The sequence below is a fragment of the Amycolatopsis orientalis genome, from assembly GCF_000943515.2.
Taxonomy (GTDB): domain Bacteria; phylum Actinomycetota; class Actinomycetes; order Mycobacteriales; family Pseudonocardiaceae; genus Amycolatopsis; species Amycolatopsis orientalis.
The window spans coordinates 434,352-459,739 of record NZ_CP016174.1 but is presented as its reverse complement, the minus strand read 5'-3'; the positions used below and the strand labels follow the sequence as shown (position 1 = coordinate 459,739).

Sequence of the window (25,388 nt, the reverse complement as noted above, 5' to 3'; positions counted from 1 at the left end):
GCGCGGTAGCGCCCACCCCCTGGTGGCTTAGTGGTGGAGGATCAGTTGACCGTGACGGTGTAGAAACGCTCGTCGGTCAGCGGGCTGGCGACCAGGCCCTTCACCTTCGGGCCGACGACGATCGCCGGGGGGCCGTAGGAGATGGGGATGGCGGGCAGGTACTCCATGATCTTCTGGTTCACTTCCTGGTACGCCTTGGTGTGCGTCTCACCGGCGGGCGCGGCGTCCGCGGCCGAGATGGCCGAGAACAGCTCCGGGTTGTTGAAGCCGAACTCCGGCTTCTCGCGGCCGAAGAAGGTACCGACGAAGTTGCCGGCGTCGTTGTAGTCACCGGTCCAGCCGAGCAGGTGGACGTCCTGCTTGCCGGCCTTCTGGACGTCGTCCTTGTAGCCACCGTTCCACGGCTTGGCGATCGCCTCGACCTTGATGCCGATGGCCTTCATGTCCTCGGACAGCGAGGTGAAGATGTCCGCCGGGTTCGGCATGTAGGGCCGGGTGACCTCGGTCGGGTAGTAGAACTTCAGCGTCATGCCCTCGGCGCCGGCTTCCTTCAGCAGGGCCTTGGCCTTCTCGCGGTCGAACGGGTACTTGGTGACGTTCTCGTTGTAGCCGTCGATCGCCTTCGGCACGAACTGCGTCGCGGTTTCGGCGCCCTCGGGGAGCTTCGACTTCACGAACTGCTCACGGTTGAGGCCGTAGGCCAGCGCCTGGCGGACCTTGAGGTCCTTCAGCTTCGGGTTGTTCTTCTGGTTGATGCCCATGTACAGGATGTTGAACGACGGGCGGATGAGCACCTGCTCACCGTCGTTGCGCAGCAGGCCGTAGTCCGCGGGCGACGGGTAGTCGTAGCCCTGGATGTCGCCGGCCTTGAGCGCCTGCTTGCGGGCGTTCTCGTCCGGGATGACCTTGAAGACCAGCTTGTCGAGCTTGGCCGTCTGGGTCGGCGAGTCGGTGGCCTTGGAGAGCGTGATCTCACCCTTGGCCTGGTCCCAGCTCTCGAACTTGAACGGGCCGGTGCCGGTCGGGTGCTTCAGCGCGTACTCGGGGTACTGGAACGAGTCACCGCTCTGGGTGACCTGGTCCGCGTTGTACTTCTTCAGCGCGTCCGGGCTCTGGATCGAGAACGACGGCAGCGTGAAGGCGGCCGGGAAGGCGCCCTTGGCCTTGTTCAGGTTCAGGACGGCGGTCGACTCGTCCTTGACCTGGCAGTCCTTGTACACCGGGGCGCCGGAGGCGTCACCCTCGTTCTTGGCGAAGCCCTCGAAGACGTCGCCGTAGTAGATCATCTGGCTCTGGGCGGCGGCGCCCTTCATGTTGAACATGCGGTTGAAGTTGAAGCAGACCGCTTCGGCGTTGAACGGGGTGCCGTCGTGGAACTTGACGCCCTTCTTCAGGGAGAAGGTCCACGTCTTGCCGTCGTTGCTGCCTTCCCACTTCTCCGCCAGGCCGGGCTCGAGGTCCGCGGTCCCCGGCTTGTTCATGATCAGGGTGTCGTACATCTGGCGGATGATGCGGAAGGTCTCACCGTCGTCGTTGAACAGCGGGTCGAAGGTCTTCGGGTTACCGGCGGCGCCGAAGACCATGGTGCCGCCCGAGCCACCTCCTGCGCCCTCTTCACGCTTCGACTCGGCACAAGCGGAAATGGAGACCGCGAGTGCGCCGGCAAGCCCGATCAGGGCCACACGGCGCGCTCGGGTCGCCCGCAGTTGCTGCATCTGGCACCCCTTGAGGAGAATTTCGGTGTTTTAGTCACCGTCCGGTCGGTCGGAAACTCGAACTCCGCGGACGATCGGTGTGCTCGCCGACACTAGCGGGAACTCGGCCCGCACTTAAGCACGTGAGGTTACGATCGCGCTACGCGAAGGCCAATACGACCGCAAAGTGTCCGCAATTCCGGACGGAGCGTAATCAATTCCGCGCCACTAACGCGTAGAGTGCCGGGTCACTAACACAAATGGGTGTCCACCACTACACCCAATGGTTGACTGACAAAAGTGGACAACACCCGACTCGTTGAAGTTCGCGGAGGCCGCATCCGCGCTCGTGCGACTCAGGAAATCCGGTAATCCGCTGCCATCCGCGTGCCGTCGACGGTGAACCAGCCACGTTCGAACAGCTGCCATCGGCGCAGTTCCGCCCGGGATTCCGCACCGTCCCTGGCGACGGCACGGTCCAGGCGCTCGGCCTCACTCCCGCCGTCCAGCCAGACCAGCAGGGACAACGACGGCCGGATCCGCGCCCTGCCACTGGAAACGCCTTCCAGCACCAGGACGTCGGGGACGTCGATCTCGACTTCTTCACCCGGCTGAGGGATGCCGGTGGACCAGTCCACTCGCCGGTAGCCACCCGGTTCGCCCGCGCGCAACGGCTCCAGAACGCCGGTTTCCCAGCGGGGCCACCACGAAACGGGTTCGTCCCAGGTGGCGAAGTCGTCGGTGCTGACCAGCGCGACCCGGACCCCGCGTCCGGCGAGATCGGCGACGATCTTCCCGGCCAGCGTGGATTTCCCGGAGCCGGACGGCCCGTCGATGGCGAGTACGCGGACGGCCCCCAGTCTCGGCGGGGCCGCCAGAAGGGCGTCGATCAGCGTGCGCGTGCGGGACTCACTTCGGAAAGCCCTTTGGCGTCGTCGGGAGCCGCCGTCTTGGCCTCCAGCGCGGCGACCCGTTCTTCCAGGTCACGCTGGGCGTCGGCGAGTTCGCAGCGGAGCAGCGCGATCTCCTCGACAGAGGTCCGGACCTCTTCTTCGAGATGCCCGACCTCGGTCGACAGATGCAACGCGACCAGCGCCAGCACGACACCGGCCAAGAGGAATACGAAGTTCGACGGCGTCTGGACGCCGGTTATCCGCGCCATGAAGTCGGCGGCCTGCGGAACGAGCGCGAGCACCATCACCCCGATGGCGAGGACGAGCCACACACCCGCGTACTTCTCGCGCAGTTTCCGCCGCCGCATCATCTCGAGGACGACGAACAGCACCAGACAGGCGACGACGATGCTGAGAACGCGCCAGCCGTCCATAATCAGCTCCTTTTACGCCGAATCCGACGAGTCGACGGCGGGGCGGCGGCGCACCAGCGCCAGCAGCAGGGCGAGTCCGGCGCGGCCGAGATAGACGGCCGATTTCACCGGTGAATGGCTCGGCGTCCCGCCCGCCCGTTCCCGCATGATCACCGGGATTTCCTTGATCTTCAGTTCGGCGCGGATCGCCAGCACCAGCGATTCGACCGTGTCGCCGAGGTATTCGGCCGGGTAGTACGCGGCGAACAGTTTGATCGCCTTCGGGCCCATCGCCTTGAACCCGGAGGTCACGTCGGTGAGCTTGGTCTTCCCGAGCCGGGAGAAAACGAGGGACAGCACGACCATCGCGTATTTCCGCGGGCCGCTCGCCTTGTACGAACCCTTGCCCGCGAACCGCGAGCCGATCGCGATGTCGACGTCGTCGAGCGCGTCCAGCAGGGCGCCGACCTCGTCGGGGTCGTGCTGGCCGTCCGCGTCCACCTGGACGACGACGTCGTAGCCGCGGGCGGCCGCGTACCGGAAGCCGGTGCGCATGGCCCCGCCGACGCCGAGGTTCACCGCCAGGCGGGCCACCTCCGCGCCCGCCGCGCGCGCGAGCTTGGCCGTGTCGTCGGACGAGCCGTCGTCGACCACCAGCACGTCCATGCCCGGCAAGGACTGCTTGACCTGGGAAATGACCGCGCCGACACTGGCCTGCTCGTTCAAGGCAGGCATCACGATGAGTACGCGACGGGTGGTCACGGACGTACTGGACACTGGATCACTCTATCTTCTTACTGGCCGTGAGCGGTGTCGGACCCGGTGGTGGCGCCTGCGGCGACCACACCTTGCTGACCTTCGATTTCGTAGATCGACGCGTCGGAGTTGTGGAAGACGCGCTTGAAACCCGGAGTGATGTCGAGGCGCTGCAGGCCCACCGCGGACTGCGCGTTGGGGGCCACCTTGCCCTTGCCGACGAGCACGTACCGCACCTTGAGGTCGGTGAGCGCGGCACGCACGCGCGGCTCGCGGTTGATGTCGTTGAGGAACACGCTGAGCCAGCCGGCCTTGGTGGTGAACTCGGCGCCGTAGTTGGTCCACTCGACGGGCTGGACCCCCGCGAGGGCGTACATCCACACCGAGCCGTCGGCCTTGTCGTTCATGACGCGCTCGCCGGGGACGACGTGCTGCCCGAGCCAGGCGTAGGCCTCTTCCTCGCCCTTGCTGACCGACGGGCCCTCGCCGTAGTTCATCGCCAGCCGCGCCGAGTTGCGGCCGATGTAGCCGCCACGGCTCAGCAGCGTCACCACCAGGCCGATCACCAGCGCGCCCGCGATGGTCGCGGTGAACGGGTTCAGGTTCGGCCTGCGCTCGCCGATCTTCTCGGCGAACCTGCCCGACGCGGTGTGCACGAACTCGCCGAACGCGACCGCGCCCGCCAGCGGCACGAGCGCGCCGAGGCGCCAGTGGTCGTTGTAGAAGGGGCCGGTGAGCGTGTGGATGAGCGGGGTCTCCAGCGAGATCGTCGCGGCGAACAGGCCGCCGAGGACGACGTACGCGCCCACCATCCAGAGCATCCGCCGGTTCCGGACCAGGAAGAACACCCCGATGATCGCCGGGATGCCGATCCACCACTGCGGGAACGCCGCCATCGGCGAGAACGTGATGGTCTGCCCGAGCGCGCCGGACACGCTGGTCTCCGACGCCCAGTACGCGCTGGTCACGCCGCCCGCGTTGTAGAGCGCGGGCAGGACCGTCGGCAGCCCGAGCACGGCCGCCAGCACGATCGTGGCGACCAGCGAGGCGGCGCTGCGGCGCCAGCCGATCTTCTCGAAGCGGAACAGCACCGCGAGCAGGATCAGCAGGAAATAGACCATGATCACGAAGATCAGGCTGGTGTGCAGCCCCGCCAGCCCGGCGACGCCGACGCCGATCGCGACCGGTCCGGCGATGCCGTGCGGTTTGAGCAGCAGGCGGGCCAGCGCGAGCATCGCGGGCACGAGCGCCACCCCGGCGACGTAGGGCCACAGCGGGCCGCGCCACAGCGAGTCGTACGGGAACGCGGTGAACCAGGTGGACACGGCCGCCGCGGCGGCGGTCCCGAGGACCGGCATCCGCCAGGCGTGGCACATCGCCGCGACCCCGACCGGGACGGTCAGCACGACCACGAGCGCCGCCAGGTTCAGCGTCGGCATCATCGTCAGGCCGCCCTTGCCGAAGACCAGGGCGAGCAGCGCGTGATAGGTGTCCGGGTAGAAGTAGTCGGTCTGGTTCGGCAGGTTCGCGATGGTGCCGACCGTCGACGCGCGCGCGTCGCCGTGCTCGGCGATCCAGCGCACCAGGTTGCCGTGGAACGGCGCGTCCCAGCCCTGCTGGACGTTGTTCAGGGAGTGCGAGCCGCGCAGGAAGGTCACCGTGCCGACACCGAGGCCGACGACGACGCCGGCACCGATCAGCAGGTGATCTCGCAGGGACCGGTTCGGGGCGTCTTCGGCCTCGGCCCAGTCGGGGTGACGCTTCGCGGTGAAGCGGAGCACGAGGAACGAGACGCCGAAGCCGACGACGGACAGCAGCAGGACCCACAGGGAGACGTTGAGCATCGACCAACGGATGCCCAGGCCACCCAGGATCGGGATGCCGATGGCGACGAGGCCGAAGGTCAGCAGCGGGGCGGCCGCGGCGAGCGTCCAGCCGCGCAGCCTGATCGCGGCACCGAAGACGAGCCCCGGCAGCCAGAACGCCAGTAACACCAAAAGAACGTTCATCGAATTCGCTGTCCAACCCTACTTCGGCGTAAGAAGACCACCCCGGTTCGCGGCGCGTGATGGCGCGGCCACATTACCGAGACGTTTCGGACGGCCGTGCGTTGCCCGTGTCCGGGGTGCCCCGCACCACGAACGCCATGACGACCAGGAGCCCGACGGTCGGCCCGGCGGCGAGGCCGACGACGGCGCGCACGACGGTGTCGCCGGGGAAGAACAGCAGCACCAGCGCGGTCGCGACGACGACGGCGGCCCAGGTGATCAGCACCTTTGTGGCCTTTGCCTGCGCGACGAGCACGGCGGCGAGCAGCTGCATCGCGGCCAGCAGCACCGACGACCAGACCAGCCCGGCCATCCACCAGGCCTCGGGGTCGTTCTTGGCGCCGTAGACCAGGCGGACCACCCACGGGCCGATCAGCCAGCCGATCAGCGCGCCGAGGGCCGCGAGCGCCAGCGCGCCCGCCGAACCGAGCGCGAGCAGCCTGCGGAGCCGGTGCTTGCCCTCTTCGGTGCTGGACAGCCGCACCACGGTCGGGACCGCGAGCGCCTGGACCGGCGCCATCAGCGTCAGCGGCGTCCTGGCCACGAACAGGGCCAGGAAGAGCACACCGAGCTTGTCCTTGTCGCCGCCGGGCGCGAGCAGGCTGACCAGCGCCGGGTAGCCGGTGATGACGCTCGCGGTGAGGCCCGCGCCCGCGAGCAGCATCAGCATGTTCGTGACGATCGGCTTCGCGGGCTCGTCGGCGTCGAGCTTGGGGTCGACCAGGCGGGCGGCGCCGCGGGCGAAGAGCAGCCAGGCGAACGAGCCTGTCGCGGCCGCGATGGCGAACCAGTACAGCTGGGTGAGCCCGGCGACCACCAGCGCGGCGACCACGAGGATCCGCACGGCCGCCTCGACCAGGATCAGCCAGGAGTAGGACCGGACGTGATCCTGGCCGATGAGCAGGCCGCGCGCCGCGAACTGGAAGGCGAACGAAAGGCCGCCGGCGAGCACGATCACGGCGAGCGCGAACTGGCCGCCGTAGACCTTTTCGGTCACCGGGGGGATGAGGGTGAACAGGGCCGCCACCGTGACCGCGACGACGCTGGTGACGAACGCGATGACCGCGGGGCGCCCGGCCTTGCGGCCTTCGAGCGCGGCGTGCGCGGACTGGCGGGAGATCTCCTGTTCCAGCGGGGACAGGGCGGCGCCCAGCCCCATCAACATGCCCCAGAAGGAGAGCAGGACGGCGTTGTCCTCCGGCGGGAGGACCCGCCCCCAGACCACGGTGAGGGCGTAGCCGAGCGCGATCGCGATCAGCAGGTAGACGCCGATGCGACCGGCGGACTTGCCGGTGTCCTTGGCCAGTTGTTCGCCGGTGTTGTCGGTCACGGTGCCGCTCATCGGCGCAGCCGGGCTCGCAGTGCCATGAAGAGGCCTCGAAGTGCCCCGGCACCGAAACCGGCGGCGAACACGGGCGCGAGCCGGGCGACGGCCTTGGCCTCGGCCTTGGTCGCGCCGAACTTCGTCACCGCGAACCCGGCGGCCGTCGAACCCGCGGCGGCCAGCGCGACGACGGTCTTCGGCCGCTTCGCCGCGACACCGAGTCCGAGTACGCCGACGGCCATCGCGGCGAACAGGCCGTTGCGCGCGGGGCCGGGCGACGCGAGATACGAATCGACGAACGTGGTGCCGCGGAAATAGGACTGCCCGATGAACTTCTTGAACGAATCGCGGCCGTGGTAGGTCGCGGAGAACTCCGGGGCGAGGAAGATACGGTGCCGTTCGGCTATCCAGCGCAGAACACCGGTGTCGTCACTGGCGAAACGGACGTCTTCGAAGAGTGACTCGAACGCGTTGGAGGAATCCTCGAGAACGTCCTTGGGCGCGGAAAAGAATCCGGTGCCTTTCGGGAAGACGTCGAACTCTTCGATACCGAAGGACATCAACCGCGGGTTCGCGCAATAACGGCGCCACGGGATCTTGACCAGACCCGCCATGAATCCCGCGTACGGATTGTGTTCGGACGCGACGTTGATGTGACCGTTCCACACCGTGCGCTCCGGATGGTCCACGAGCTGGTCGCGGAGGAAGGTGAGGGAACCGTTGTCCACGATCACGCGGCTGTCGAGCAGCAGGATCTGCCGCCCGGACGCCTTCGCGATCCCCGCCCGGCGTGCCTCGAACCGGCCGCTGTTGGGCTGGGTGAGGACGGTGATCCCGTACAGCTCCTGCAGCCTGGCGAGCTTGTCCGGCGTCGCGTCGGTGCTGCCGTCGTCGACCACGACGACCTCGACCGGCCAGTTCGCCGCCTGCGCGGACGCGATCAGGGCGCCGACACTGCGGTCGATCCAGTCCTGCTCGTTGTAGACCGGGATCACCACGGACAGGGCCGGGAGGAGCGAATTCGCACTCACCCCGGCGAGGCTACCTTGCGCGGCCCACCAGTATCCTTCGGGCACCGCAGACCCCGACAGAATGGCTCTTCCGGTGATTTCCTTCATTCTCGGCACCACGGCGGAACTGATCAAAATCGCGCCGGTCTACCACGGCATCCTCGAACGCGGGGTCCGGCCGAAGATCTGGTTCACCGCCCAGCACGTCGACGAGGTCTCGGACGTTCTCGCCGACCTGAACCTCCCGGAGCCCGACGTCTGGCTGGTGCCGAAGGAGAAGGCCCACAACCTGGAGTCGCCGGCGCAGGTGCCGGGCTGGGCCGCGCAGGTGCTGCGCACCGCGTGGAGCCGCCGCGCCGAGCTGAAGGCCGCGCTGGTCGAGGACGGCCGCCCGCCGCTGGTGCTGGTGCACGGCGACACCTTCACCACGCCGTACGGCTCGCTCATCGGGAAGCGGATCCTCAAGTCGCGCGTCGGGCACGTCGAGGCGGGGGCGCGGTCGGGCAGCATCATGTCGCCGCTGCCGGAGGAGCTGAACCGGAAGATCGCCGCGAAGATCGTCGACATGCACTTCGCGCCGAGCGCCCGTGAGGTGAACAACCTCCGCAACGCCCGCGGCGTCGTCGTCGACACCGAGGCCAACACCGCGATCGACGCGATGCGGCTGGCCATCAACGGGCCGCTCGACATCGAGGGGCTGCCGGAGAAGTTCGGTCTCGCGACCCTGCACCGCTTCGAACTGGTCTCGCGCGCGGACAAGTACCGCGAGGCGCTGGAGATCCTGCGCGAGCAGAGCAAGCAGATGCCGATCCTCTACATGGCCGGCGCACCCGAACGCGAGAAGATCCGCTCGCTGGGCCTGGCGAACCTCTTCGACGAGAAGAACTTCATCATCCAGCCGAAGATGCGGTACCTGAAGTTCCTGCCGCTGGTCGCGCGCGCCGAATACGTCGTCACCGACTCGGGCGGCCTGTCCGCGGAGTGCTACTACCTCGGCCTGCCGTGCGCCGTGCACCGCGAGCGCACCGAGACGCCGCAGCACCTCGGCGAGACCGTCGTGCTGACCGAGATGCGCGGGGACAAGCTGCAGCACTTCCTCGACACCTACCAGAACCGCCGCGGTGAGTCGTGGGTCGAGAAGTTCCACCCGTCGGAGATCATCGTGGACACCCTGGCGCGCCTGGGCTACTGCTGATCGCGTGGTCCAGGGGGTCGTGAGTGGTAAGTGTCGTTCTAACGACACTTACCACTCACGACCCCCTGGACCCACCGCCGCATCCCTCGGCACGCTATGAAAGGTCCTTTCCTTGCAAATTTTGCAAGGAAAGGACCTTTCATAGCGTTCGAAACCAGCGAAGCGGAGCTAGAGAGCCCGCCGTCCCGAGAGAGCGCGGCCCAGCGTCAGCTCGTCCGCGAACTCCAGGTCACCGCCCATCGGCAGCCCGGACGCGAGCCGCGTCACGGTCAGCCCCGGGAAGTCGCGGAGCATCCGCACGAGGTACGTCGCGGTCGCCTCGCCCTCGGTGTTCGGGTCGGTCGCGATGATGATCTCGCTGATCTCCGCGCCGCCGATCCGCGCGAGCAGCTCACGCATGCGCAGCTGCTCCGGGCCGATGCCGGACAACGGGTCCAGCGCCCCGCCGAGCACGTGGTAGCGGCCCTTGAACTCGCGCGTCCGCTCGACGGCGAGGACGTCCTTCGGCTCCTCGACCACGCAGATGACCGTGAGGTCGCGGCGGGTGTCGCGGCAGATCCGGCAGGTCTCCTGCTCCGAGACGTTGCCGCAGACCTCGCAGAACTGCACGCCTTCCTTGACCTTGCCGAGCACTTCCTGCAAGCGCGCGATGTCCGCCGGATCGGCCGCCAGTAGGTGGAAGGCGATCCGCTGCGCGCTTTTGGGACCGACGCCGGGCAGCCGCCCGAGTTCGTCGATCAGATCCTGGACGACACCCTCGTACAAAGTCAGCCGCCGAGCCCGGGGAATCCGCCGAGGTCCGGCATCCCGCCACCGAGGCCGCCGGCGAGCGGGCCGAGCTTCTGTTCGGTGAGCTTCTGCGCGTTGGCCGAGGCGTCCCGCACGGCCGCGACGACCAGGTCGGACAGGGTCTCGACGTCGTCGGGGTCGACCACCTTGGGGTCGATGGACAACGACTTCAGCTGGCTGTCACCGGACACGGTCGCGGTGACGAGCCCGCCGCCGGAAGTGCCGGTCACCTCCGTGTTGGCCAGCTCTTCCTGGGCCTCGACCAGCTTCTGCTGCATCTGCTGGGCCTGCTGCATGATCTGCGACAGGTCGAAGCCGCCACCGGGTTGCACCATGATCCGATCGGTCCTCTCCTGGAAAATCCTGTGCCGCCTACCAGCCTAGCCGTCACTCGTATGGCACCGTGGGCGCCGTGCGACGACGGCTGAGCCTGGTGATGGCGATCGGATTGACGCTGTTCGCGGCGTGTGGCGTGGAAACGGCCGCGCCACCGGCGGCGAATCCGACCGTCCCGGGTACCACCACGGTCCTCACCACCCTTCCGCAGCCGAGTTCCGCGCCGAGCGCGCCGCCTTCGAGCGCGCCGCCTTCGAGCAGCCGGCAGTCGAAGACGGGCAAGGTCGTGGTGCTGGATCCCGGCCACAACGGCGGCAACTCCGGCAGACCGGGTGAGATCAACAAGCAGGTCCCGGCGGGGCGCGGCAAGACGAAACCGTGCAACACCACCGGAACCTCGACGAACTCCGGCTACTCCGAGCACGCGTTCACCTGGGACGTCGCGCAGCGGGTCTCGGAAGCCCTGAGCGCCAAGGGAATCCGCGTCATCCTCACCCGGCAGAACGACACCGGCGTCGGGCCGTGCGTCAACGAACGCGCCGCGATCGGGAACGAGGCGGAGGCGGACGCGGTGGTGTCGATCCACGCCGACGGCTCGAATTCCGCCGGTGCGCACGGATTCCACGTCGCCTATTCGGCCCCGCCGCTGAACGCGCAGCAGGGCGAGCCCTCGGCGAAGCTCGCGACGGCGTTGCGGGACGGCATCCGCGCGGGCGGCTTCCCGACGTCGAACTACCTCGGCGCGAACGGGCTCGCGCCGCGTGCCGACCTCGCCGGGCTGAACCTCTCGACCCGGCCCGCCGCGCTCGTCGAATGCGGGAACATGCGCAACGACGCCGAAGCCGCGGCGATGTCGAGCGAAGAAGGACGTCAGCGGTACGCCGCCGTCATCGCGAAGGCCATCGCGGACTACCTCGCGGCCTGACCCACTCACGCGTGTCGGCGGGCGTCAGCGTTCGTCAGCGCTCGTCAAGGGGGCGGGCGTTGAGGTGGTCGGTGAGCAGTTTCCGGGCGATCTCCTCCGGGTCCTGCTCTGGCGGGAGCGGCGGCGGGGGCGGCGCGGGGCTCGCGTCCTCGGAGTAGAGCTCCTCGTCGTCCTCGACCGGCTCGGGCGGGAGCGGGATGTCCGGCTCGGAGGTCGCCACCTTGGGCCGCTGGGGCTCCGGCTTCGGCGGCGGAGGGGCCGCGGGGGCGCCGGACGCCTCGGCGGACCGGCGGGTGAACGATCGCTCGGCCGAGGGCGGCGGCGCCGCGGCCTTGGGCGCGGCGGCCTGCCGGGGCTGCGCGGCGCCGTGCACGCACCGCACCTGCCAGTCGCCGCCGAAGACCTCCTTGAACGCGGCCGCGATGCGTTCCGTGTGCTGCGGCTCCGAAAGCCTGAGCGCCACCGGTTCCGCGTTGTGCGTGAGGGTGACGGCGTTGCCTTCGACGCCCACCACACTCGCCTGTGTGAGCATCGCCCCGGTCACGGCACCACCCGGGAGCTTGCGGATCGCGGCCTGCACCTGCGGCCAGCGGCCGCGGATCCCGTCCGCGTCCGACCCGCCACCCGCGGCCGCCGCGGGTGGCGGAGCCGCAGCGGCAGCGGGAGCCGCAGCGGACGCGGAAGGACGTTGGGGAGCGACCGGCTCGGGCCGTGCGGCGGGCTGAGCCGCCGCGGGCTGCTGTACCGGCGCGGCTTGCTGGGCGGGAGCGGGTGCGGCGGCGCGACGCGAGGGCCGCTGGAACTCGCGAACGGGCTCGCCCGCGGCGGGAGCGACCGGGGCCGGAGCCGCGGCGGCAGGAGCGGCCTGTGCGACCGGAGCCGCTTGGACGGCACCGGCGACGGGCGCCGGAGCCGAAGCGGCACGGCGTTCGAGTCGTTCGAGCCGGGCGAGCAGCGCGTCGGTGCCCTCGGCGACCGACGGCAGCAGCATCCGCGCCGTCAGCAGTTCCAGCACCAGCCGCGGCGAGGTCGCGCCCCGCATCTCCAGGAGTCCATTGTGGACGATGTCGGCGTACCGCGACAGCGTGGCGGGCTCCAGTTTGCCCGCCTGCTCCTTCATCTTCTTGAGTTCGTCGTCCGGCGCGGCGACCAGCCCGCGTTCACCGGCGTCCGGCACCGACCGCAGCATCACCAGATCGCGCAGCCTGTCGAGCAGGTCGGTGGCGAAGCGGCGCGGGTCGTGCCCGGCCTCGGCGAGGCTCTCGACGGTGCCGAACACCGCGGCCGCGTCGTCCGCGGCCAGCGCGTCGACCATGCCGTCGATGAGCGCCACGTCGGTGACGCCGAGCAGGGACACCGCCCGCGAGTAGTCGACGCCGTCCGGCCCGGCGCCGGCCAGCAACTGGTCCAGCACCGACTGCGTGTCCCGCGCCGAACCGCCGCCCGCGCGGATGACCAGCGGATACACGGCAGGCTCGACGACCGCGCCCTCGGCGGCGACGTTGCGTTCGAGCAGCTCGCGCATGGAACTGGGCGGGATCAGCCGGAAGGGATAGTGGTGCGTCCGCGACCGGATGGTGGGCAGCACCTTGTCCGGTTCGGTGGTCGCGAAGATGAAGATCAGGTGCTCGGGCGGCTCTTCCACGATCTTCAGCAGGGCGTTGAAGCCCTGCGTGGTGACCATGTGCGCCTCGTCGATGATGAAGACGCGGTAGCGCGAGTCCGCCGGGGCGTAGAAGGCCCTGTCCCGCAGCTCGCGGGCGTCGTCGACACCACCGTGACTGGCGGCGTCGAGTTCGGTGACGTCGACGCTGCCGGGGCCCTCGGGCGCGAGGTTGCGGCATGAGTTGCACTCGCCGCAGGGATCCGGCGTCGGCCCCTTCGCGCAGTTCAGCGAACGCGCCATGATGCGCGCGCTCGACGTCTTGCCACAGCCGCGCGGGCCGGAGAAGAGGTAGGCGTGGTTGATCCGGCCGGCCGCCAGCGCGGTCCGCAGCGGATCGGTCACATGCTCCTGCCCGACGACCTCGGCGAAGGTAGCCGGACGGTACTTTCGGTACAGCGCTAATGCCACGGCCGCGAGACTACCGGGAAGGTCCGACGGTGAGACCAGCACCGACCCCAGGCACGTATCCGGTCCGCTTCGGCACCGCCGAACTGCTCCGCGACGCCGATCGTTCCAACGCCTGGATGATCTCGGTCGACGGCGTGGCCCAGTCGCACGTCAACCTCGACGATCCCGCGGATCTCGAGTTCGACTACATCCGCCGGATCGCCGACGTCGTCGATTGCCTCGGCGAAGGCCCGCTCGACGTGCTGCACGTCGGCGGAGCGGCCTGCACCCTCCCCCGCTACATCACGGCGACGCGGCCGCGCTCACGCCAACTGGTCTTCGACGCCGACGGCGAACTCGTCGCGCTCGTCCGCGAGCAACTGGGCCTGAAGGGGCTGAAGGTCCGTGTCGGCGACGGCCGCGAAGGCGTCTCCGCGAGGTACGACGCTTCGGCCGACTTGGTCATCGTGGACGCCTTCGAACGCGGCGTCCTGGCAGGCGGGCTCGCGACCGTGGAGTTCACGAACGAGGTCGCGCGCGTCCTCCGCCCGGCCGGCACCTATGTCGCCAACGTCTCCGACGGCCCGAACCTGCCGTTCCTCCGCCGGTTCCTGGCCACCCTGGCGACGTCGTTCCCGCATCTCGCGCTGCTCGCGGAACCAGGCGTCCTCCGGGGCCGCCGCTTCGGGAACATCGTGGTCGCCGCTTCCCGCGTCGAACTGCCGGTCGAGGACCTGACGCGGCGGGCGGCGTCGTCCGCCTACCCGGCTCGTTGCGTGGCGGCGGAGGATCTGCGGCAGCTCCAGGGGAAGGCGCGTCCCGTCTCGGACGCGGAAGCCCTGCCGTCGCCTGTGCCGCCGAAGGATGTCTTCGGGATCTTCTAGCCCCGGAAACGAAAGGGGATCCCGCGCACCCGTCAGAGCCTGCTTATCCTTGCTGCCTTCCGGCCCTGGGGAGGTTCACAAGATGGACGCCGCGCGGGATCCGGGGACCAGTGTAGTCACTCCCGCCCCGGCATGGAGGACAGTGGGGGGTATGAGCACTCCGACCTGGGAAGATGTCCTGAAGGCCGCCGAGGCCGTTCATCCGTTCGTGCGACGCACGCCGGTGTTGCGCGCCGAGGTCGACGGGCGGCCGCTCGTCCTCAAGCTGGAGCATCTGCAGCGGAGCGGTTCGTTCAAACTGCGGGGCGCGGTGAACGCGCTGGTGAGCGGGCCGTTGCCGGAGCGGGTGCTGACGGCGTCCGGCGGCAACCACGGGCTGGGGGTGGCGACGGCGGCTTCGCTGCTGAATCTGCCCGCGACGGTGTACGTGCCGGAGTCCGCTCCGCAGGCGAAGACGGCTCGGATCGAGGCCACGGGTGCGAAGCTCATCCGTCACGGCGCGACGTACGCCGAGGCTGCCGCGAAGGCGCTCGAAGCCGCCTCAGAGCCCGGTACGCGGTACCTGCACGCGTACGACGAGCCCGCTGTCGTCGCCGGCCAGGGCACCGTCGCGGCCGAAGTGGTCGAGGACGCTCCGGACGTCGACGCGTTCCTCGTCGCGGTCGGTGGTGGCGGGCTGGTCGCCGGGACGTCGCTGGCCGGGGTGCCCACGTTCGCCGTCGAGCCCGAACGGTGCCGGGCGCTCAACGCGGCGCTGGAAGCGGGCGCGCCGGTCGACGTGGAGATCGACTCGGTGGCGGCCTCCGCGCTGGGCGCGAGCAGGATCGGGAGCGTCCCGTTCGAGGTACTCCAGGGCCGGGTGACGTCCGTGCTGGTCAGCGACGCGGAACTGCTCGCCGCACGAGACCGGCTGTGGGAGGAGTTCCGCCTCGCCGTCGAACCGGCCGCCGCGGTGCCGTTCGCCGCGTGGCTGGCCGGGCGCACCGAAGGCGAGCTGCCCTGCGTGATCCTGTGCGGCGCGAACAGCGAGTGGACACCCTGATCAAGGACTGATTCAGGACTGATTCACGCTGCATCAGGCGGCCCGGAACCGGACCCGGAACTCCGTCCGCCCCGGACGGCTGGCCACGGCGACCTGCCCGTCGTGGGCGGCGACCACGGCGGCGACGATGGCCAGCCCGAGGCCGGTGCTGCCCGCCGCCCGCGACCGCGAATCGTCGCCGCGGGCGAACCGTTCGAAGACGTCCGGAAGGATCTCCGGCGGGATCCCCGGCCCACCGTCGACAATGGACAGTGTCACCACCGAGTCCACTATGGACAGGGAGGTGGTGACCTCGGTGCCTGCCGGGGTGTGCGTGCGCGCGTTGCCCAGCAGGTTGATCACCACCTGGTGCAGCTGATCCGCGTCACCGAGGACGATGATCGGTTCGGGCGGAACCTCCAGCAGCCACTTGTGCTCCGGCCCGGCGACATGCGCGTCGGCGACGGCGTCCGCGACCAGCCGGGAAAGATCGACCGGCTCGCGCACCACCGGACGGCCCGAATCGAGCCGCGCCAGCAGCAGCAGATCCTCCACCAGGCCGGTCATCCGGGTGGATTCCGATTCCACCCGGCCCATCGCGAACGCGATGTCCGGCGGCACCTCGGAGCCGGACCGCCGGGTGAGTTCCGCGTAACCGCGGATGGCCGCGAGCGGCGTCCGCAGTTCGTGGCTGGCGTCCGCGACGAACCGGCGCACCCGGGTTTCACTGGCCTGGCGCGCCGACAGCGCGTGGGAGATGTGGCCGAGCATGCGGTTGAGCGCGAACCCGACCTTGCCGACCTCGGTCCGCGGGTCTGTGTCCACTTCGGACACTCGTTCGGACAGCGCGACCTCGCCGCGGTCCAACGGGAGTTCGGCGACCCTGGTCGCGGTGGCGGCCAGCCGGTCGAGGGGTTTCATGGTGCGCCGGACGGTGACGGCGCCGAGCGCGCCCGCCAGCACGATACCGCCGACGGCCACTCCGCCGAAGATGAAACCCAGGTTCCACAAGGTGTCCTTGACGTCCTTTGTGGGCAGTCCGGTGATCGCGACCCCGCCGTTGGACGCCTGCTTGGCCACCACGCGGTACTCCCCGAGCGACCCAAGCTCCACGTCGGTGGGTTTGTCGGTCGGCGTCGACCGCAGCAGGGCCGCGAGCTGGGCCGGGCCGATCGGGTCGTGGGGGAACGGGTCGGCGACCTTCGCGTCGTAGCTGGACCGCAGCACGGCCGCGACCACACGGCCGTCCGGGAGGATGTTCACGAACAACGAACCGGTGCTCTGGCCGTACGCGCGCAGGCCTTCCGGGACCCGGTCCCCGCCCGGCCGTCCCGACGGCGGCGGACGGCTGGCGCGTTCGCTGGTCTCGGCGATCCGGGCGTCGAGCTGGTCCATCAGGATGTCCCGCAACGCCAGTTCGGTCACCACGCCGACCACCAGGCAGACGAGCGCGAGCAGCCCCGCGACCTGGGCGATCAGCCGCCGTCGCAGGGACCAAGGCCGCCTACCCCGCGGGCTTGAGGACATACCCGGCGCCGCGCATCGTGTGGATCATCGGTTCCCTGTCGGCGTCGATCTTCTTGCGGAGGTAGGAGATGTACAGCTCGACGATGTTGGCCTGGCCGCCGAAATCGTAGCTCCAGACCCGGTCGAGGATCTGCGCCTTCGACAGCACGCGCTTCGGATTGCGCATGAGGTAACGCAGCAGCTCGAACTCGGTCGCGGTCAACGGCACCAGCTCACCGCCGCGATGCACCTCGCGGCTGTCCTCGTCCAGGGTCAGGTCGCCGACGACCAACGTCGAACCGCTCGGCCCGGCGACCCCGCCCGCGCGCCGCAGCAGCGCACGCAGCCGCAACGCGACCTCCTCCAGGCTGAACGGTTTGGTGACGTAGTCGTCGCCGCCCGCGGTGAGCCCGGCGATCCGGTCCTCCACCGCGTCCTTGGCGGTCAGGAACAGCACCGGCAGGTTCGGCACCTCGGATCGCAGGCGCCGCAACACTTCCAGGCCGTTCATATCGGGCAGCATCACGTCCAGCACCACCGCGTCCGGCCGGAACTCCCTGGCGACGCGGACCGCCTCCGTTCCGTCGGCGGCGGTGCGGAGATCCCAGCCCTCCATGCGCAGGGCCATCGACACGAGTTCGGACAAGGTCGCCTCGTCGTCGACGACCAGCACCCGCACGGGGCTGCCGTCGGCACGGCGCAGGCCTGCCTTCGCGGAACCGGACGACGGGACGTTCACACTGGTCATGCTGTCATCCTCGGCGGCCCCGGTGAGCCTTCCCTGTGCCCCGCCTGTGCGTTTCCTGTGAACGATCACCCGGCCGGGTCACAGCGCGCCCCCACCGGCGGCACAGCTTCCGCACAGCGACGGCGCAGAGCATGGCCGCAACCGAGTACACGGAGGCGACCAGATGACCGAACCGACCAAACCCGGCGAACCCGCGGGGCCCGTGACGGGGGAACCCGCGGCGTGGGGCGCGCCCCCGCCCGCCGATGCCCCCAAGAAGGCCTGGTCCGGCCGCAAGACCGCGGTCGCGGCGGGGGTGGCGTTGGTGATCGCCGCCGGTGGCGGTGCCGCGATCTGGGCCGGAACCGTCGCGAACGGTGCCGAACAGGCTCAGGGCGGGATGATGGGCGGCCCGGGCGGCCGAATGGTCTTCGGCCCCGGCGGGGGTCTGCCGCGCGACGCGCTGCACGGGGACTTCGTCGTCTCCGACGGCAACGGCGGCTACCGCACCGAGCGGCTGCAGACCGGGGAGATCACCGAGATCAGCGCGACTTCCGTCAGCCTGACCAGCAAGGACGGCTACAAGCAGGTCTACACGATCGACGCGTCGACCCGGAAGGCCGGTGATCCCAAGACCGGCGAGACGGTGACCGTGACCGCCACGGTCTCCGGGACCACCGCGACGGCGACGAGCATCGGCAAGCCGGGCCAGAATCAGCGCGGCCAGAACGGCGGCCAGCCGGGCCAGGGCCAGCCGGGTCAGGGTGGCCGGCCGGGTCAGGACGGGCCTCGGTCCGGCTACTGACGCAGGGCGGCACGCAACGCGGCGGCCGTCTCGGCGGGTTCCTGCCCGGAGGTGTCGAGGACGACGCGGCCGCCGCCGGACCGCCGCGTCCTGGCCGCCTCGGTGATCGCGCGGGCGGCCACCCGGTCCCGTACGCCGGGTGGCACGCCGCGTAGTTCGTCACCGGCCAGCAGCGCGGATTCGCCCTCGGCCCGGCTCCGGACGCGTGCGGTGAGCGTCGTGTCGTCCGCGTCGAGATGGACGACGTCGACCTCGTCGAAGACCCGCCGGTGCTCCGGAAGGAATTCGCGGGTGACGATGAGCAGCCGCCTCGCCCCGGCTTCGCGGTAGCCGCGCCAGAGGGCCGCGAGGTTCGCCGCCTCCAGTGCCGGATCCGGGCCGGGCCGGACGAACCCGAGTTGCGCGAGATCGACGTAGGCGACCGGTTCCCCTTGCTCCCAGAACTCCCTCAGCACGGTCCACGCGGCCGTCGACTTGCCGACCGCGGTCGGTCCGGTCACCACGGTCACCGGACCGGGCTGCGGCTCCACGCCCTGGGGCGGCAGGATCGGTCCGTCCTCCACGGCACAGCGGCGGAACAGGGCTTCCACGGTCTCCTCGGGCCGCTGCCCGGTCGTGTCCAGTTCCTCCCCGAAACCGGTGCGGTCGTAGGCGTCCGCCACCGCGAGGAGGTCCGGCAGCGCTGTCGCGGGCGAACCACGGCCGAGGAAACGGCTCCGGAGTTCTTCTCGGTCGCACGTCAGCCGGACGAGCGTGAGGTCGAAGTCCCGGCCCTCGAACTCCCGCTCGACGCCGTTCTCGGGGTCCACCACTCCGGACACGACCACCTGCCTGGTGCCCCGGTGGCGCAGGATTTCCAGCACCCGCAGGAGATTGGCCGCCTTGATCGCGTGCGAGGCCTCGCCCCCGCCGGGCGGCGGGCCGATGAGGCCGAGCTGATCGATGTCGACGTAGGCGACGTTGCCGCCCGATTCCACGGCGCGGGTGTACAAACCCCACGCGGTGGTCGATTTCCCCGCCCCCGGTGCCCCCGTCGTCCAGAGCACGGGCGTCTTCGCGTTTCCCATCGCTTTGGATCTTAGGAACCCGTGTCCACCGGAATTAGGGCAGAGTTGGGCGCGTGCGGGACATCAGTGGTTCGCTGGCGAGACAGGCCTGGGCGGTCGCGGCCGTCTGCCTGGTCTGCGACGCGGGGCTGTACCTCATCGGCGGGCCGCCGCTCTGCCTCGGCTGGCAGTCGTGGGTGGTCCTGCTCGGCGGGATCCTCGCCAACGCCGCCCTCGCCGGGCCGTCACGGTATTCCGGCTGGGTCTCGGCCGCGCACGCCGTGCTGCTCATCGCCGCTCCGCTCCTGCTGTTCCCCTACGACCACTACCTGCAGGCCACCAACGCGGGCGTCCTGATCGCGGGATACCGCGCGGGCGCGTGGCTGTCGGCCAAACCCGCGCTGGCCGCGCTCGGCGTCATGCTCGTCGGGCTCTTCGCCTGCAACCTGATCCCGATCGACCGGGGCAACCGGGACTGGCGGCTGCTGATCATCGACGTCGGCGTGAGCGGGCTGCTGCCGTGGATGGTCGGCCGCTACACGACCGCGCGGCGCGCGTACATCGCCGATCTCCAGCGGGCGGAGGAACAGCGCCGGCAGCATGAAGCCGAGGCGGTACGCCGTGCCGTCACCGAGGAACGCACGACGATCGCCCGCGATCTGCACGACGTGATCTCCCACCACGTCAGCGCGATCGGCGTGCACGCCGGTGCCGCGCGGCTCGGCCTGCCGGACGGGGAACCCGCCGTGCGCCGTTCACTCTCCGCCGTCGAATCGTCGAGCCGGGCGGCGATGGCCGATCTCCGGCGGCTGCTGGATCTGTTGCACGGCAAGGAGAACGGGGACGCGCAGCGACAGCCGGGGTTGGACAACCTCGACGAGCTGCTCGACAACCTCCGTACCGCCGGGCTGCCCGCGCGGCTGACCAGTCACGGCGGGCCGCGGGAACTGCCGGGCTCGGTGAACGTCGCGCTGTACCGCATCGCGCAGGAGGCGCTGACGAACGCGCTCCGGCACGGCTCCGGCGGCACCGTGGAGATCGACCTCGCCTACCGGCAGACGGAAGTCGTCCTCACCATCACGAACGAGATCGGCGGCCCGGGGCGGACTTCGCCCGCCGAGTCGACGAAACGCGGTCTCACCGGGATCAGGCAGCGGGTCGCGTTGTTCGGCGGACAGGCGGAATGCGGACCGCTGGACGACGGGCGGCATTGGCGGGTTCGAGTAGGTTTTCCCTTGGAGGCGCAGTGATCCGGGTTCTGCTGGCGGACGACCACGCGATGTTCCGGTCCGGGATGCGCGCGGTACTGGACACCCAGGCGGATTTCACTTGCGTCGGCGAGGCGGCGGACGGGCGCGAGGCCGTCGCGCAGGCGGCCGCGCTGCGCCCGGACGTCGCGGTGCTCGACGTCCGGATGCCCAAATTGGACGGTCTGGCCGCGACCGAGGCGATCATGTCCGCGCCGGGGAACGACACCCGCGTCCTCGTGCTGACGACCTACGACTCCGACGAGTACGTCTACCGCGCGCTGCGGGCCGGGGCGAGCGGGTTCCTGTTGAAGAGCCTCGCGCCCGAAGAACTCGTCTCCGCCATGCGGGTGGCCGCGCGCGGCGACGCGCTGATCGATCCGACGGTGACCCGGCGGCTGGTCTCGACCTTCGCCACCAGCATCGAACCCGCGGCCGCCGAACCGGCGGAACTGGAGCGGCTCACCTCACGCGAACGCGAGGTCCTGCTGCTGGTCGCCGACGCCTCCAGCAACGCGGAGATAGCCGCGCATCTGCACGTGGGCGAGGAGACGGTGAAGACCCACGTTTCCCGGATCCTGGCGAAGCTCGGCCTGCGGGACAGGGTGCACGCCGTCGTCTACGCCTACCGGAACGGACTGGTCGGCGGCCGGTGATCGGTTCGCCGCACGAGGCTCACGGTGCCAGAATCGCGGGTGTACACGTCGAGGCGGGGAGCTGCGGATGAAACGCTGGGTCACGCTCACGATCGGACTGGTCTTCCTGCTGGTGGGCGGGGTCTGGGTGCTCCAGGGCGCCGGCGTGCTGACCGGCAGCTTCATGACCGGGCAGAAGCTGTGGTTCCTGATCGGGCTCGTCGCGTTCCTGGTCGGGGTGGTGCTGGTGGCGGCCACCGCCCGCCGCTCCCGGCGGGCGCCCTCGGACGAATGACTCAGCGGAGCTTGAAGATCGGGTAGCCGGGCGCGATCTCCAGCAGCTTTTCGTCGGACGCCTTCGCGTCGACACCGTCGAAGAACACGCCGACCTCGAACTTCCAGCGCTTGAGGTAGGCGCGCAGGATCTCGGGCTTCTCCTCGTCGGCGAGTTCGACGTAGGTGAACGTCTCGGTGCGGCGCCCGACGGTGAGCTGCCCCTCTTCCGCGACACGCAGGTTCCGCACCCACTGCGTGACGCCGCGCGGAGCCACCAGGTAGCGCTCGCCGTCCAGCTTCAGCAGGTTGACCGGGACGGAGCGGAGTTCGCCGCTCTTGCGGCCGCGGACCGAGAGGACCCGGCTGCCGAGGACGCTGACGCCGAGCTTCGTCAGCTTGAGCACGAACTCGTTGAACACGGTCGTCGACTTGGCGGGCTTGATGTAGCGGGCTGCGGTGTTCATCTCGACTCCTGAAGTTTTGGGAGAGCAGTGCTCTCTATTAAGAGCAGTGAACACCAGTGCATCGCACCATGTCAAGAGCAGTGCTCTCATTTAAGCGCGATGCTCTATTATGAGAGCGTGCCTGCCACCCAGACCGCACGTGAACGCGCCCGTGCCGAACTCACCCGCGAGATCAAGGACGAAGCCCGCCGCCAGCTCGCCGAAGTCGGCGCGCTCGGCCTGTCACTCCGCGCCGTCGCGCGCGAACTCGGCATGGTCTCTTCAGCGCTCTACCGGTACTTCTCCAGCCGGGAGCAGCTGCTGACCGCCCTGATCGTCGACGCTTACAACGCCGTCGGCGAAGCCGCGGAGGCCGCCGACGACCCCGAGAAGACCTCGCTGGAACGGTGGACGTCGATCTGGCACGCGGTCCGTGCCTGGGCGAAGGCGCACCCGCACGAGTACGCGCTGATCTACGGTTCCCCGATCCCCGGCTACCAGGCCCCGCAGGACACCATCGCGCCGGCGGGCCGGGTCGCCTTCGCCCTCGTCGCGGTCCTGCGCGACGCGAATCTGCATGTCGAGACCGAGGTCGGCGAGATGCCCGTCGAGCTACTGCACCAGCTCGACGCCGTCACAGAGATCCTCAGCATCAACCTGGCCCCGGAGACGACGTCCCGGCTGATCATGGCCTGGACCCAGCTGTTCGGGATGATCAACTTCGAGCTGTTCGGCCAGTACGTCGGCTCCGTCGACCCTTCGGACGCCTTCTTCGCGCACGGGATCCGTCAGATGGCGGAGTTCACCGGGATCAGGATGACCGGCTGAGCGCGGTCCACGACCGCATCAGCAACTGGACGGCGTCCACCACGTCCTCGTCGCCGGTCCCCTCGGGACTGAGGAAGCGCTGCAGCAGGAGACCGTCCTCGAGCGCGTGCAGGATCAGCGCGAGGAAGGCCGGGGCGGCGGGCGGTTCCGCGCCGCGGGCGGCGAGTTCGATCTTGACCGAGGTCTCCAGCAGTGCCCTTGTCGACTTCTCGCCTTCGCCGACGAGCGGCCGCGCCCCGGGATTGCGCAGGGCGTAAAGGGCCAGCTCGGTGCGCAGGATCAGCCAGCCTTCGAGATGTTCGGCGCGTTCGACGTTCCACGCGCGCAGCCGGTCCATCATCTCGGCGAACGAGCCGACGCCCTCAGCCAGCGCGGCCACCTCCTCGGCCTCGCGCTGGGTCCGGCGGCGCAGCAGCTCGACGACCAGCTCGTGCTTGCCGTCGAAGTTGCCGTAGAAGGCACCGCGCGTGAACCCGGCCCGTTCCGCGATCTGCTCGACCGACGTGCCGTTGACCCCGCGTTCGGCGAACAGCTCCGCGGCCGCCGCGATCAGGCGCTGCCTGGTCTGCTCGCGGCTTTCCTCCCGCGTCAAGCGCTTCGCCATCACAGGGCGATCTTAGGGCCGGGCGGGAAAACGTCCTCAGAGGTTGCGGCTGGTCTTCCGGCCGGTCAGCCACACCCCGCCCGCAAGAACCGCTGAGGCGACCACGACGGCCAAGACGGTGAGCGGCCACAACGCCTGGCTCGCGAAGAAGGCGGCGACGGCGCCGAAGAGCACGGCGACGAGAAGCAACGGCGTGGTCCGGACGGTCGCGGCGGCGGGGACGGTGGTCATGGGAGGTTTCCCTTCGGGCGTGGTGCGCGGAACACTCGGTTTTCGCGGAGGAGACCGCGCCGGCTCGGTGGCCTTACGCCGAGTGGGGCACGGATCACCCTTCCGGGCGAGATACCCCCATGGCGGCTAACGTCACGCCGGGGACGACATCGAGGGAAAGGCGGCTCGCGGTGGAGAAGTGGGCGGAGCAGGTCGGCAGGATCCGGGTCATCGGAACCGGGGTGATGGGCCGGGGCATCGTCCAGCTCGCCGTGACGGCGGGGCTCGAAGTCGAGCTCGCCGACGCCCAGCCCGAAGCCGTCGAGAAGGCCATCGACCACGTCGGCGCGATGCTCGGGAAACTCGCCTCGAAGGGCAAGATCACCGAGGACGCCGCCGCGTCCGCGAAGGAGCGGCTGATCGCGGTCGCCGATCCGCTGGCCCCCGCCGACGGCGTCGACCTCGTCGTCGAAGCGGTCCGCGAGGATCTGGAGATCAAACGCACGCTGTTCGCCGGGCTGGAACGCGTCTGCGGCCCGGACACCGTGTTCGCCACCAACACCAGTTCGCTTTCGGTCACCGAGATCGCCGCCGCGCTGACCGATCCCGGCAGGCTGCTCGGGCTCCACTTCTTCAACCCGGTCCCGTTGATGCGGCTGGTCGAGATCGTGCCCGGCGCGCGGACCGCCGCGTGGCTGCCGCCCGCGATGACCGAACTCGTCCGCGGCTGGGGGCACGAACCCGTCCTCGCCCGCGACGCCCCTGGCTTCCTGGTCAACCACGCCGGCCGCGGACTGGGCACCGAGGCCCTACAGATCCTCGCCGAAGGGATCGCGAGCCCGGCCGAAGTGGACCGCGTCGCGCGGGACGTGCTCGGCCTGAAACTCGGCCCGTTCGAACTGCTCGACCTCACCGGCCTCGACGTCTCGCACGCGGTGCTGGAAAGCATCTGGAGCGGGTTCCACGGCGAGCCGAGGCTGCGGCCGTCGTGGCTGACGCGCCCTCGCGTCGCCGCCGGGCTGTTCGGGCGCAAGAACGGCGAGGGCTTCTACCGCTACGTCGACGGCGCGCAGGAGACCGAGCCGGAGCCGGAGGCGCCGGAAGCACCCACCACGCCGGTGTGGGTCGAGGACGAACGTCTCGGCACGCTCCTGTCGTCGGCGGGGATACAGGTCGTCCACACGGCCTATCCGGACACCGTCCTGATCGTCAGCCCGATCGGTTCGTCCACTGTGGACGCCGCGTTGGCCGCGGGACTTCCGGCTGAGCGGGTGGTCGGGGTCGATCCTCTGGGCGGCTACGGGAAACGGCTGACGCTGTCCGTCCACCCCGCGCTCGACCCGGCCGCCGGCCGCACCGCGTGGGGCGCGCTCGCCGCGACCGGGCTGCCGGTGACCGTCGTCCGCGACGGCCCCGCGCCTATCGCGCAGCGGCTGCTGGCGTCGATCGTCAACACCGCCTGTTTCATCGCCGGACAACGGCTCGCGACGCCGGAGGACATCGACACCGCCGTCCGGCTCGGTCTCGGCTACCCGCGCGGACCGCTGACCTGGGGCCAGGAGGCGGGCGCGGAACTCATCCTGCGGGTCCTGCGCGGACTCGTCGCGAGCACCGGTGACCAGCGCTACCGGCCGAGCGGCTGGCTCACCGAACGGGTCGCGCTCGGCCTTCCGCTCACCTCGGCGGGCACCTCCCCGGCCGACCTGCGCTGACCACTCGC

26 protein-coding genes and 1 other RNA gene are annotated in these 25,388 nt (G+C 69.9%); 10 read left to right on the top strand and 17 right to left on the bottom strand.

Going from position 1 to position 25,388, the window contains the following annotated elements; genetic code table 11:
• Window positions 1-41: 41 nt before the first annotated feature.
• From SD37_RS02220 to SD37_RS02190, 7 genes are all read right to left on the bottom strand, one after another.
• On the bottom strand, window positions 42-1,715 hold the full coding sequence (locus SD37_RS02220; protein WP_465493437.1) for an ABC transporter substrate-binding protein: 1,674 nt from the start codon (window positions 1,713-1,715) through the stop codon (window positions 42-44).
• A gap of 335 nt (window positions 1,716-2,050) precedes the next feature.
• On the bottom strand, window positions 2,051-2,554 hold the full coding sequence (locus tag SD37_RS02215; protein ID WP_472239681.1) for a uridine kinase family protein: 504 nt from the start codon (window positions 2,552-2,554) through the stop codon (window positions 2,051-2,053).
• Between the two features lie 29 nt (window positions 2,555-2,583).
• Entirely contained in the window at window positions 2,584-3,021 is a 438-nt protein-coding gene (locus SD37_RS02210; RefSeq protein ID WP_037320289.1) for a DUF2304 domain-containing protein, read from the bottom strand.
• A gap of 12 nt (window positions 3,022-3,033) precedes the next feature.
• Window positions 3,034-3,735 carry a glycosyltransferase family 2 protein gene (locus tag SD37_RS02205; RefSeq protein WP_044854022.1) on the bottom strand — a complete coding sequence of 234 codons (702 nt, stop codon included), beginning with the start codon at window positions 3,733-3,735 and terminating at the stop codon, window positions 3,034-3,036.
• A 59-nt stretch (window positions 3,736-3,794) separates the two neighbouring features.
• Complete coding sequence (locus SD37_RS02200; protein WP_044853624.1) at window positions 3,795-5,765, bottom strand: DUF6541 family protein; 1,971 nt, start codon at window positions 5,763-5,765, stop codon at window positions 3,795-3,797.
• Window positions 5,766-5,838: 73 nt separating this feature from the next.
• A complete protein-coding gene (locus SD37_RS02195) occupies window positions 5,839-7,146 on the bottom strand; it encodes a polysaccharide biosynthesis protein (protein WP_044853623.1) in 1,308 nt (435 codons plus the stop codon).
• A complete protein-coding gene (locus SD37_RS02190) occupies window positions 7,143-8,159 on the bottom strand; it encodes a glycosyltransferase family 2 protein (RefSeq protein WP_044853622.1) in 1,017 nt (338 codons plus the stop codon). The genes SD37_RS02195 and SD37_RS02190 overlap by 4 nt, the downstream gene beginning before the upstream one ends.
• Window positions 8,160-8,220: 61 nt before the next feature.
• Between SD37_RS02190 and SD37_RS02185 the strand changes: the two genes are divergently transcribed.
• Window positions 8,221-9,333: a UDP-N-acetylglucosamine 2-epimerase gene (locus SD37_RS02185; protein ID WP_065912737.1), complete on the top strand. Its 1,113-nt coding sequence runs from the start codon at window positions 8,221-8,223 to the stop codon at window positions 9,331-9,333.
• Between the two features lie 168 nt (window positions 9,334-9,501).
• Here the strand turns inward: SD37_RS02185 and recR are convergent, their stop codons facing one another.
• Both recR and SD37_RS02175 read right to left on the bottom strand, forming a co-directional pair.
• Entirely contained in the window at window positions 9,502-10,098 is a 597-nt protein-coding gene (recR, locus tag SD37_RS02180) for a recombination mediator RecR (protein ID WP_005166260.1), read from the bottom strand.
• A 2-nt stretch (window positions 10,099-10,100) separates the two neighbouring features.
• On the bottom strand, window positions 10,101-10,457 hold the full coding sequence (locus SD37_RS02175; RefSeq protein WP_007035126.1) for a YbaB/EbfC family nucleoid-associated protein: 357 nt from the start codon (window positions 10,455-10,457) through the stop codon (window positions 10,101-10,103).
• A gap of 101 nt (window positions 10,458-10,558) precedes the next feature.
• Between SD37_RS02175 and SD37_RS02170 the strand changes: the two genes are divergently transcribed.
• On the top strand, window positions 10,559-11,383 hold the full coding sequence (locus tag SD37_RS02170) for an N-acetylmuramoyl-L-alanine amidase (RefSeq protein ID WP_044853621.1): 825 nt from the start codon (window positions 10,559-10,561) through the stop codon (window positions 11,381-11,383).
• 34 nt (window positions 11,384-11,417) lie between these two features.
• Here SD37_RS02170 and SD37_RS02165 read toward each other — a convergent pair whose 3' ends face one another.
• Window positions 11,418-13,457, bottom strand: a complete 2,040-nt coding sequence (locus SD37_RS02165) for a DNA polymerase III subunit gamma and tau (RefSeq protein ID WP_044853620.1) — start codon at window positions 13,455-13,457, stop codon at window positions 11,418-11,420.
• Between the two features lie 29 nt (window positions 13,458-13,486).
• Here SD37_RS02165 and SD37_RS02160 point away from each other — a divergent pair, with 29 nt between their 5' ends.
• Window positions 13,487-14,320: a spermidine synthase gene (locus tag SD37_RS02160; RefSeq protein ID WP_044853619.1), complete on the top strand. Its 834-nt coding sequence runs from the start codon at window positions 13,487-13,489 to the stop codon at window positions 14,318-14,320.
• 10 nt (window positions 14,321-14,330) lie between these two features.
• Here the strand turns inward: SD37_RS02160 and ffs are convergent.
• An RNA gene (gene ffs, locus SD37_RS02155) (signal recognition particle sRNA small type) lies at window positions 14,331-14,425 on the bottom strand.
• A 46-nt stretch (window positions 14,426-14,471) separates the two neighbouring features.
• Here ffs and SD37_RS02150 point away from each other — a divergent pair.
• The gene (locus tag SD37_RS02150) at window positions 14,472-15,362 is read left to right on the top strand and encodes a serine/threonine dehydratase (protein ID WP_044853618.1); all 891 of its coding nucleotides are present in this window, start codon (window positions 14,472-14,474) and stop codon (window positions 15,360-15,362) included.
• 33 nt (window positions 15,363-15,395) lie between these two features.
• On the opposite strand, the gene SD37_RS02145 is transcribed toward SD37_RS02150, so the two are convergent.
• Together SD37_RS02145 and SD37_RS02140 are read right to left on the bottom strand one after the other, a co-directional pair.
• Window positions 15,396-16,868: a sensor histidine kinase gene (locus tag SD37_RS02145; RefSeq protein ID WP_044853617.1), complete on the bottom strand. Its 1,473-nt coding sequence runs from the start codon at window positions 16,866-16,868 to the stop codon at window positions 15,396-15,398.
• Window positions 16,846-17,595, bottom strand: coding sequence for a response regulator transcription factor (locus SD37_RS02140; protein WP_044853616.1), 750 nt, complete (start codon window positions 17,593-17,595; stop codon window positions 16,846-16,848). The genes SD37_RS02145 and SD37_RS02140 overlap by 23 nt, the downstream gene beginning before the upstream one ends.
• A gap of 163 nt (window positions 17,596-17,758) precedes the next feature.
• Between SD37_RS02140 and SD37_RS02135 the strand changes: the two genes are divergently transcribed.
• The gene (locus SD37_RS02135; protein ID WP_044853615.1) at window positions 17,759-18,379 is read left to right on the top strand and encodes a hypothetical protein; all 621 of its coding nucleotides are present in this window, start codon (window positions 17,759-17,761) and stop codon (window positions 18,377-18,379) included.
• On the opposite strand, the gene SD37_RS02130 is transcribed toward SD37_RS02135, so the two are convergent.
• Window positions 18,373-19,446 carry an AAA family ATPase gene (locus tag SD37_RS02130; RefSeq protein WP_044853614.1) on the bottom strand — a complete coding sequence of 358 codons (1,074 nt, stop codon included), beginning with the start codon at window positions 19,444-19,446 and terminating at the stop codon, window positions 18,373-18,375. The genes SD37_RS02135 and SD37_RS02130 overlap by 7 nt on opposite strands.
• A 53-nt stretch (window positions 19,447-19,499) precedes the next feature.
• Here SD37_RS02130 and SD37_RS02125 point away from each other — a divergent pair, with 53 nt between their 5' ends.
• The 3 genes from SD37_RS02125 to SD37_RS02115 all read left to right on the top strand — a co-directional run bounded on the left by SD37_RS02125 (window position 19,500) and on the right by SD37_RS02115 (window position 21,602).
• Complete coding sequence (locus SD37_RS02125; protein WP_044853613.1) at window positions 19,500-20,675, top strand: sensor histidine kinase; 1,176 nt, start codon at window positions 19,500-19,502, stop codon at window positions 20,673-20,675.
• Window positions 20,672-21,328: a response regulator gene (locus SD37_RS02120; protein WP_044853612.1), complete on the top strand. Its 657-nt coding sequence runs from the start codon at window positions 20,672-20,674 to the stop codon at window positions 21,326-21,328. Before SD37_RS02125 ends, SD37_RS02120 begins: the two co-directional genes overlap by 4 nt.
• 67 nt (window positions 21,329-21,395) lie before the next feature.
• Window positions 21,396-21,602, top strand: a complete 207-nt coding sequence (locus SD37_RS02115) for a hypothetical protein (protein WP_044853611.1) — start codon at window positions 21,396-21,398, stop codon at window positions 21,600-21,602.
• 1 nt (window position 21,603) lies between these two features.
• On the opposite strand, the gene SD37_RS02110 is transcribed toward SD37_RS02115, so the two are convergent.
• Window positions 21,604-22,047 carry a nitroreductase/quinone reductase family protein gene (locus tag SD37_RS02110; protein WP_044853610.1) on the bottom strand — a complete coding sequence of 148 codons (444 nt, stop codon included), beginning with the start codon at window positions 22,045-22,047 and terminating at the stop codon, window positions 21,604-21,606.
• 99 nt (window positions 22,048-22,146) lie between these two features.
• Here SD37_RS02110 and SD37_RS02105 point away from each other — a divergent pair, with 99 nt between their 5' ends.
• The gene (locus SD37_RS02105; protein ID WP_145926503.1) at window positions 22,147-22,854 is read left to right on the top strand and encodes a TetR/AcrR family transcriptional regulator; all 708 of its coding nucleotides are present in this window, start codon (window positions 22,147-22,149) and stop codon (window positions 22,852-22,854) included.
• Here SD37_RS02105 and SD37_RS02100 read toward each other — a convergent pair.
• Together SD37_RS02100 and SD37_RS02095 are read right to left on the bottom strand one after the other, a co-directional pair.
• On the bottom strand, window positions 22,838-23,461 hold the full coding sequence (locus SD37_RS02100; RefSeq protein ID WP_083254862.1) for a TetR/AcrR family transcriptional regulator: 624 nt from the start codon (window positions 23,459-23,461) through the stop codon (window positions 22,838-22,840). The genes SD37_RS02105 and SD37_RS02100 overlap by 17 nt on opposite strands.
• A 33-nt stretch (window positions 23,462-23,494) precedes the next feature.
• Complete coding sequence (locus tag SD37_RS02095; protein WP_044853608.1) at window positions 23,495-23,689, bottom strand: hypothetical protein; 195 nt, start codon at window positions 23,687-23,689, stop codon at window positions 23,495-23,497.
• A gap of 170 nt (window positions 23,690-23,859) precedes the next feature.
• On the opposite strand from SD37_RS02095, the gene SD37_RS02090 reads away from it, so the two are divergent.
• Window positions 23,860-25,380: a 3-hydroxyacyl-CoA dehydrogenase gene (locus SD37_RS02090; protein ID WP_044853607.1), complete on the top strand. Its 1,521-nt coding sequence runs from the start codon at window positions 23,860-23,862 to the stop codon at window positions 25,378-25,380.
• The last annotated feature ends 8 nt before the right edge of the window (window positions 25,381-25,388 follow it).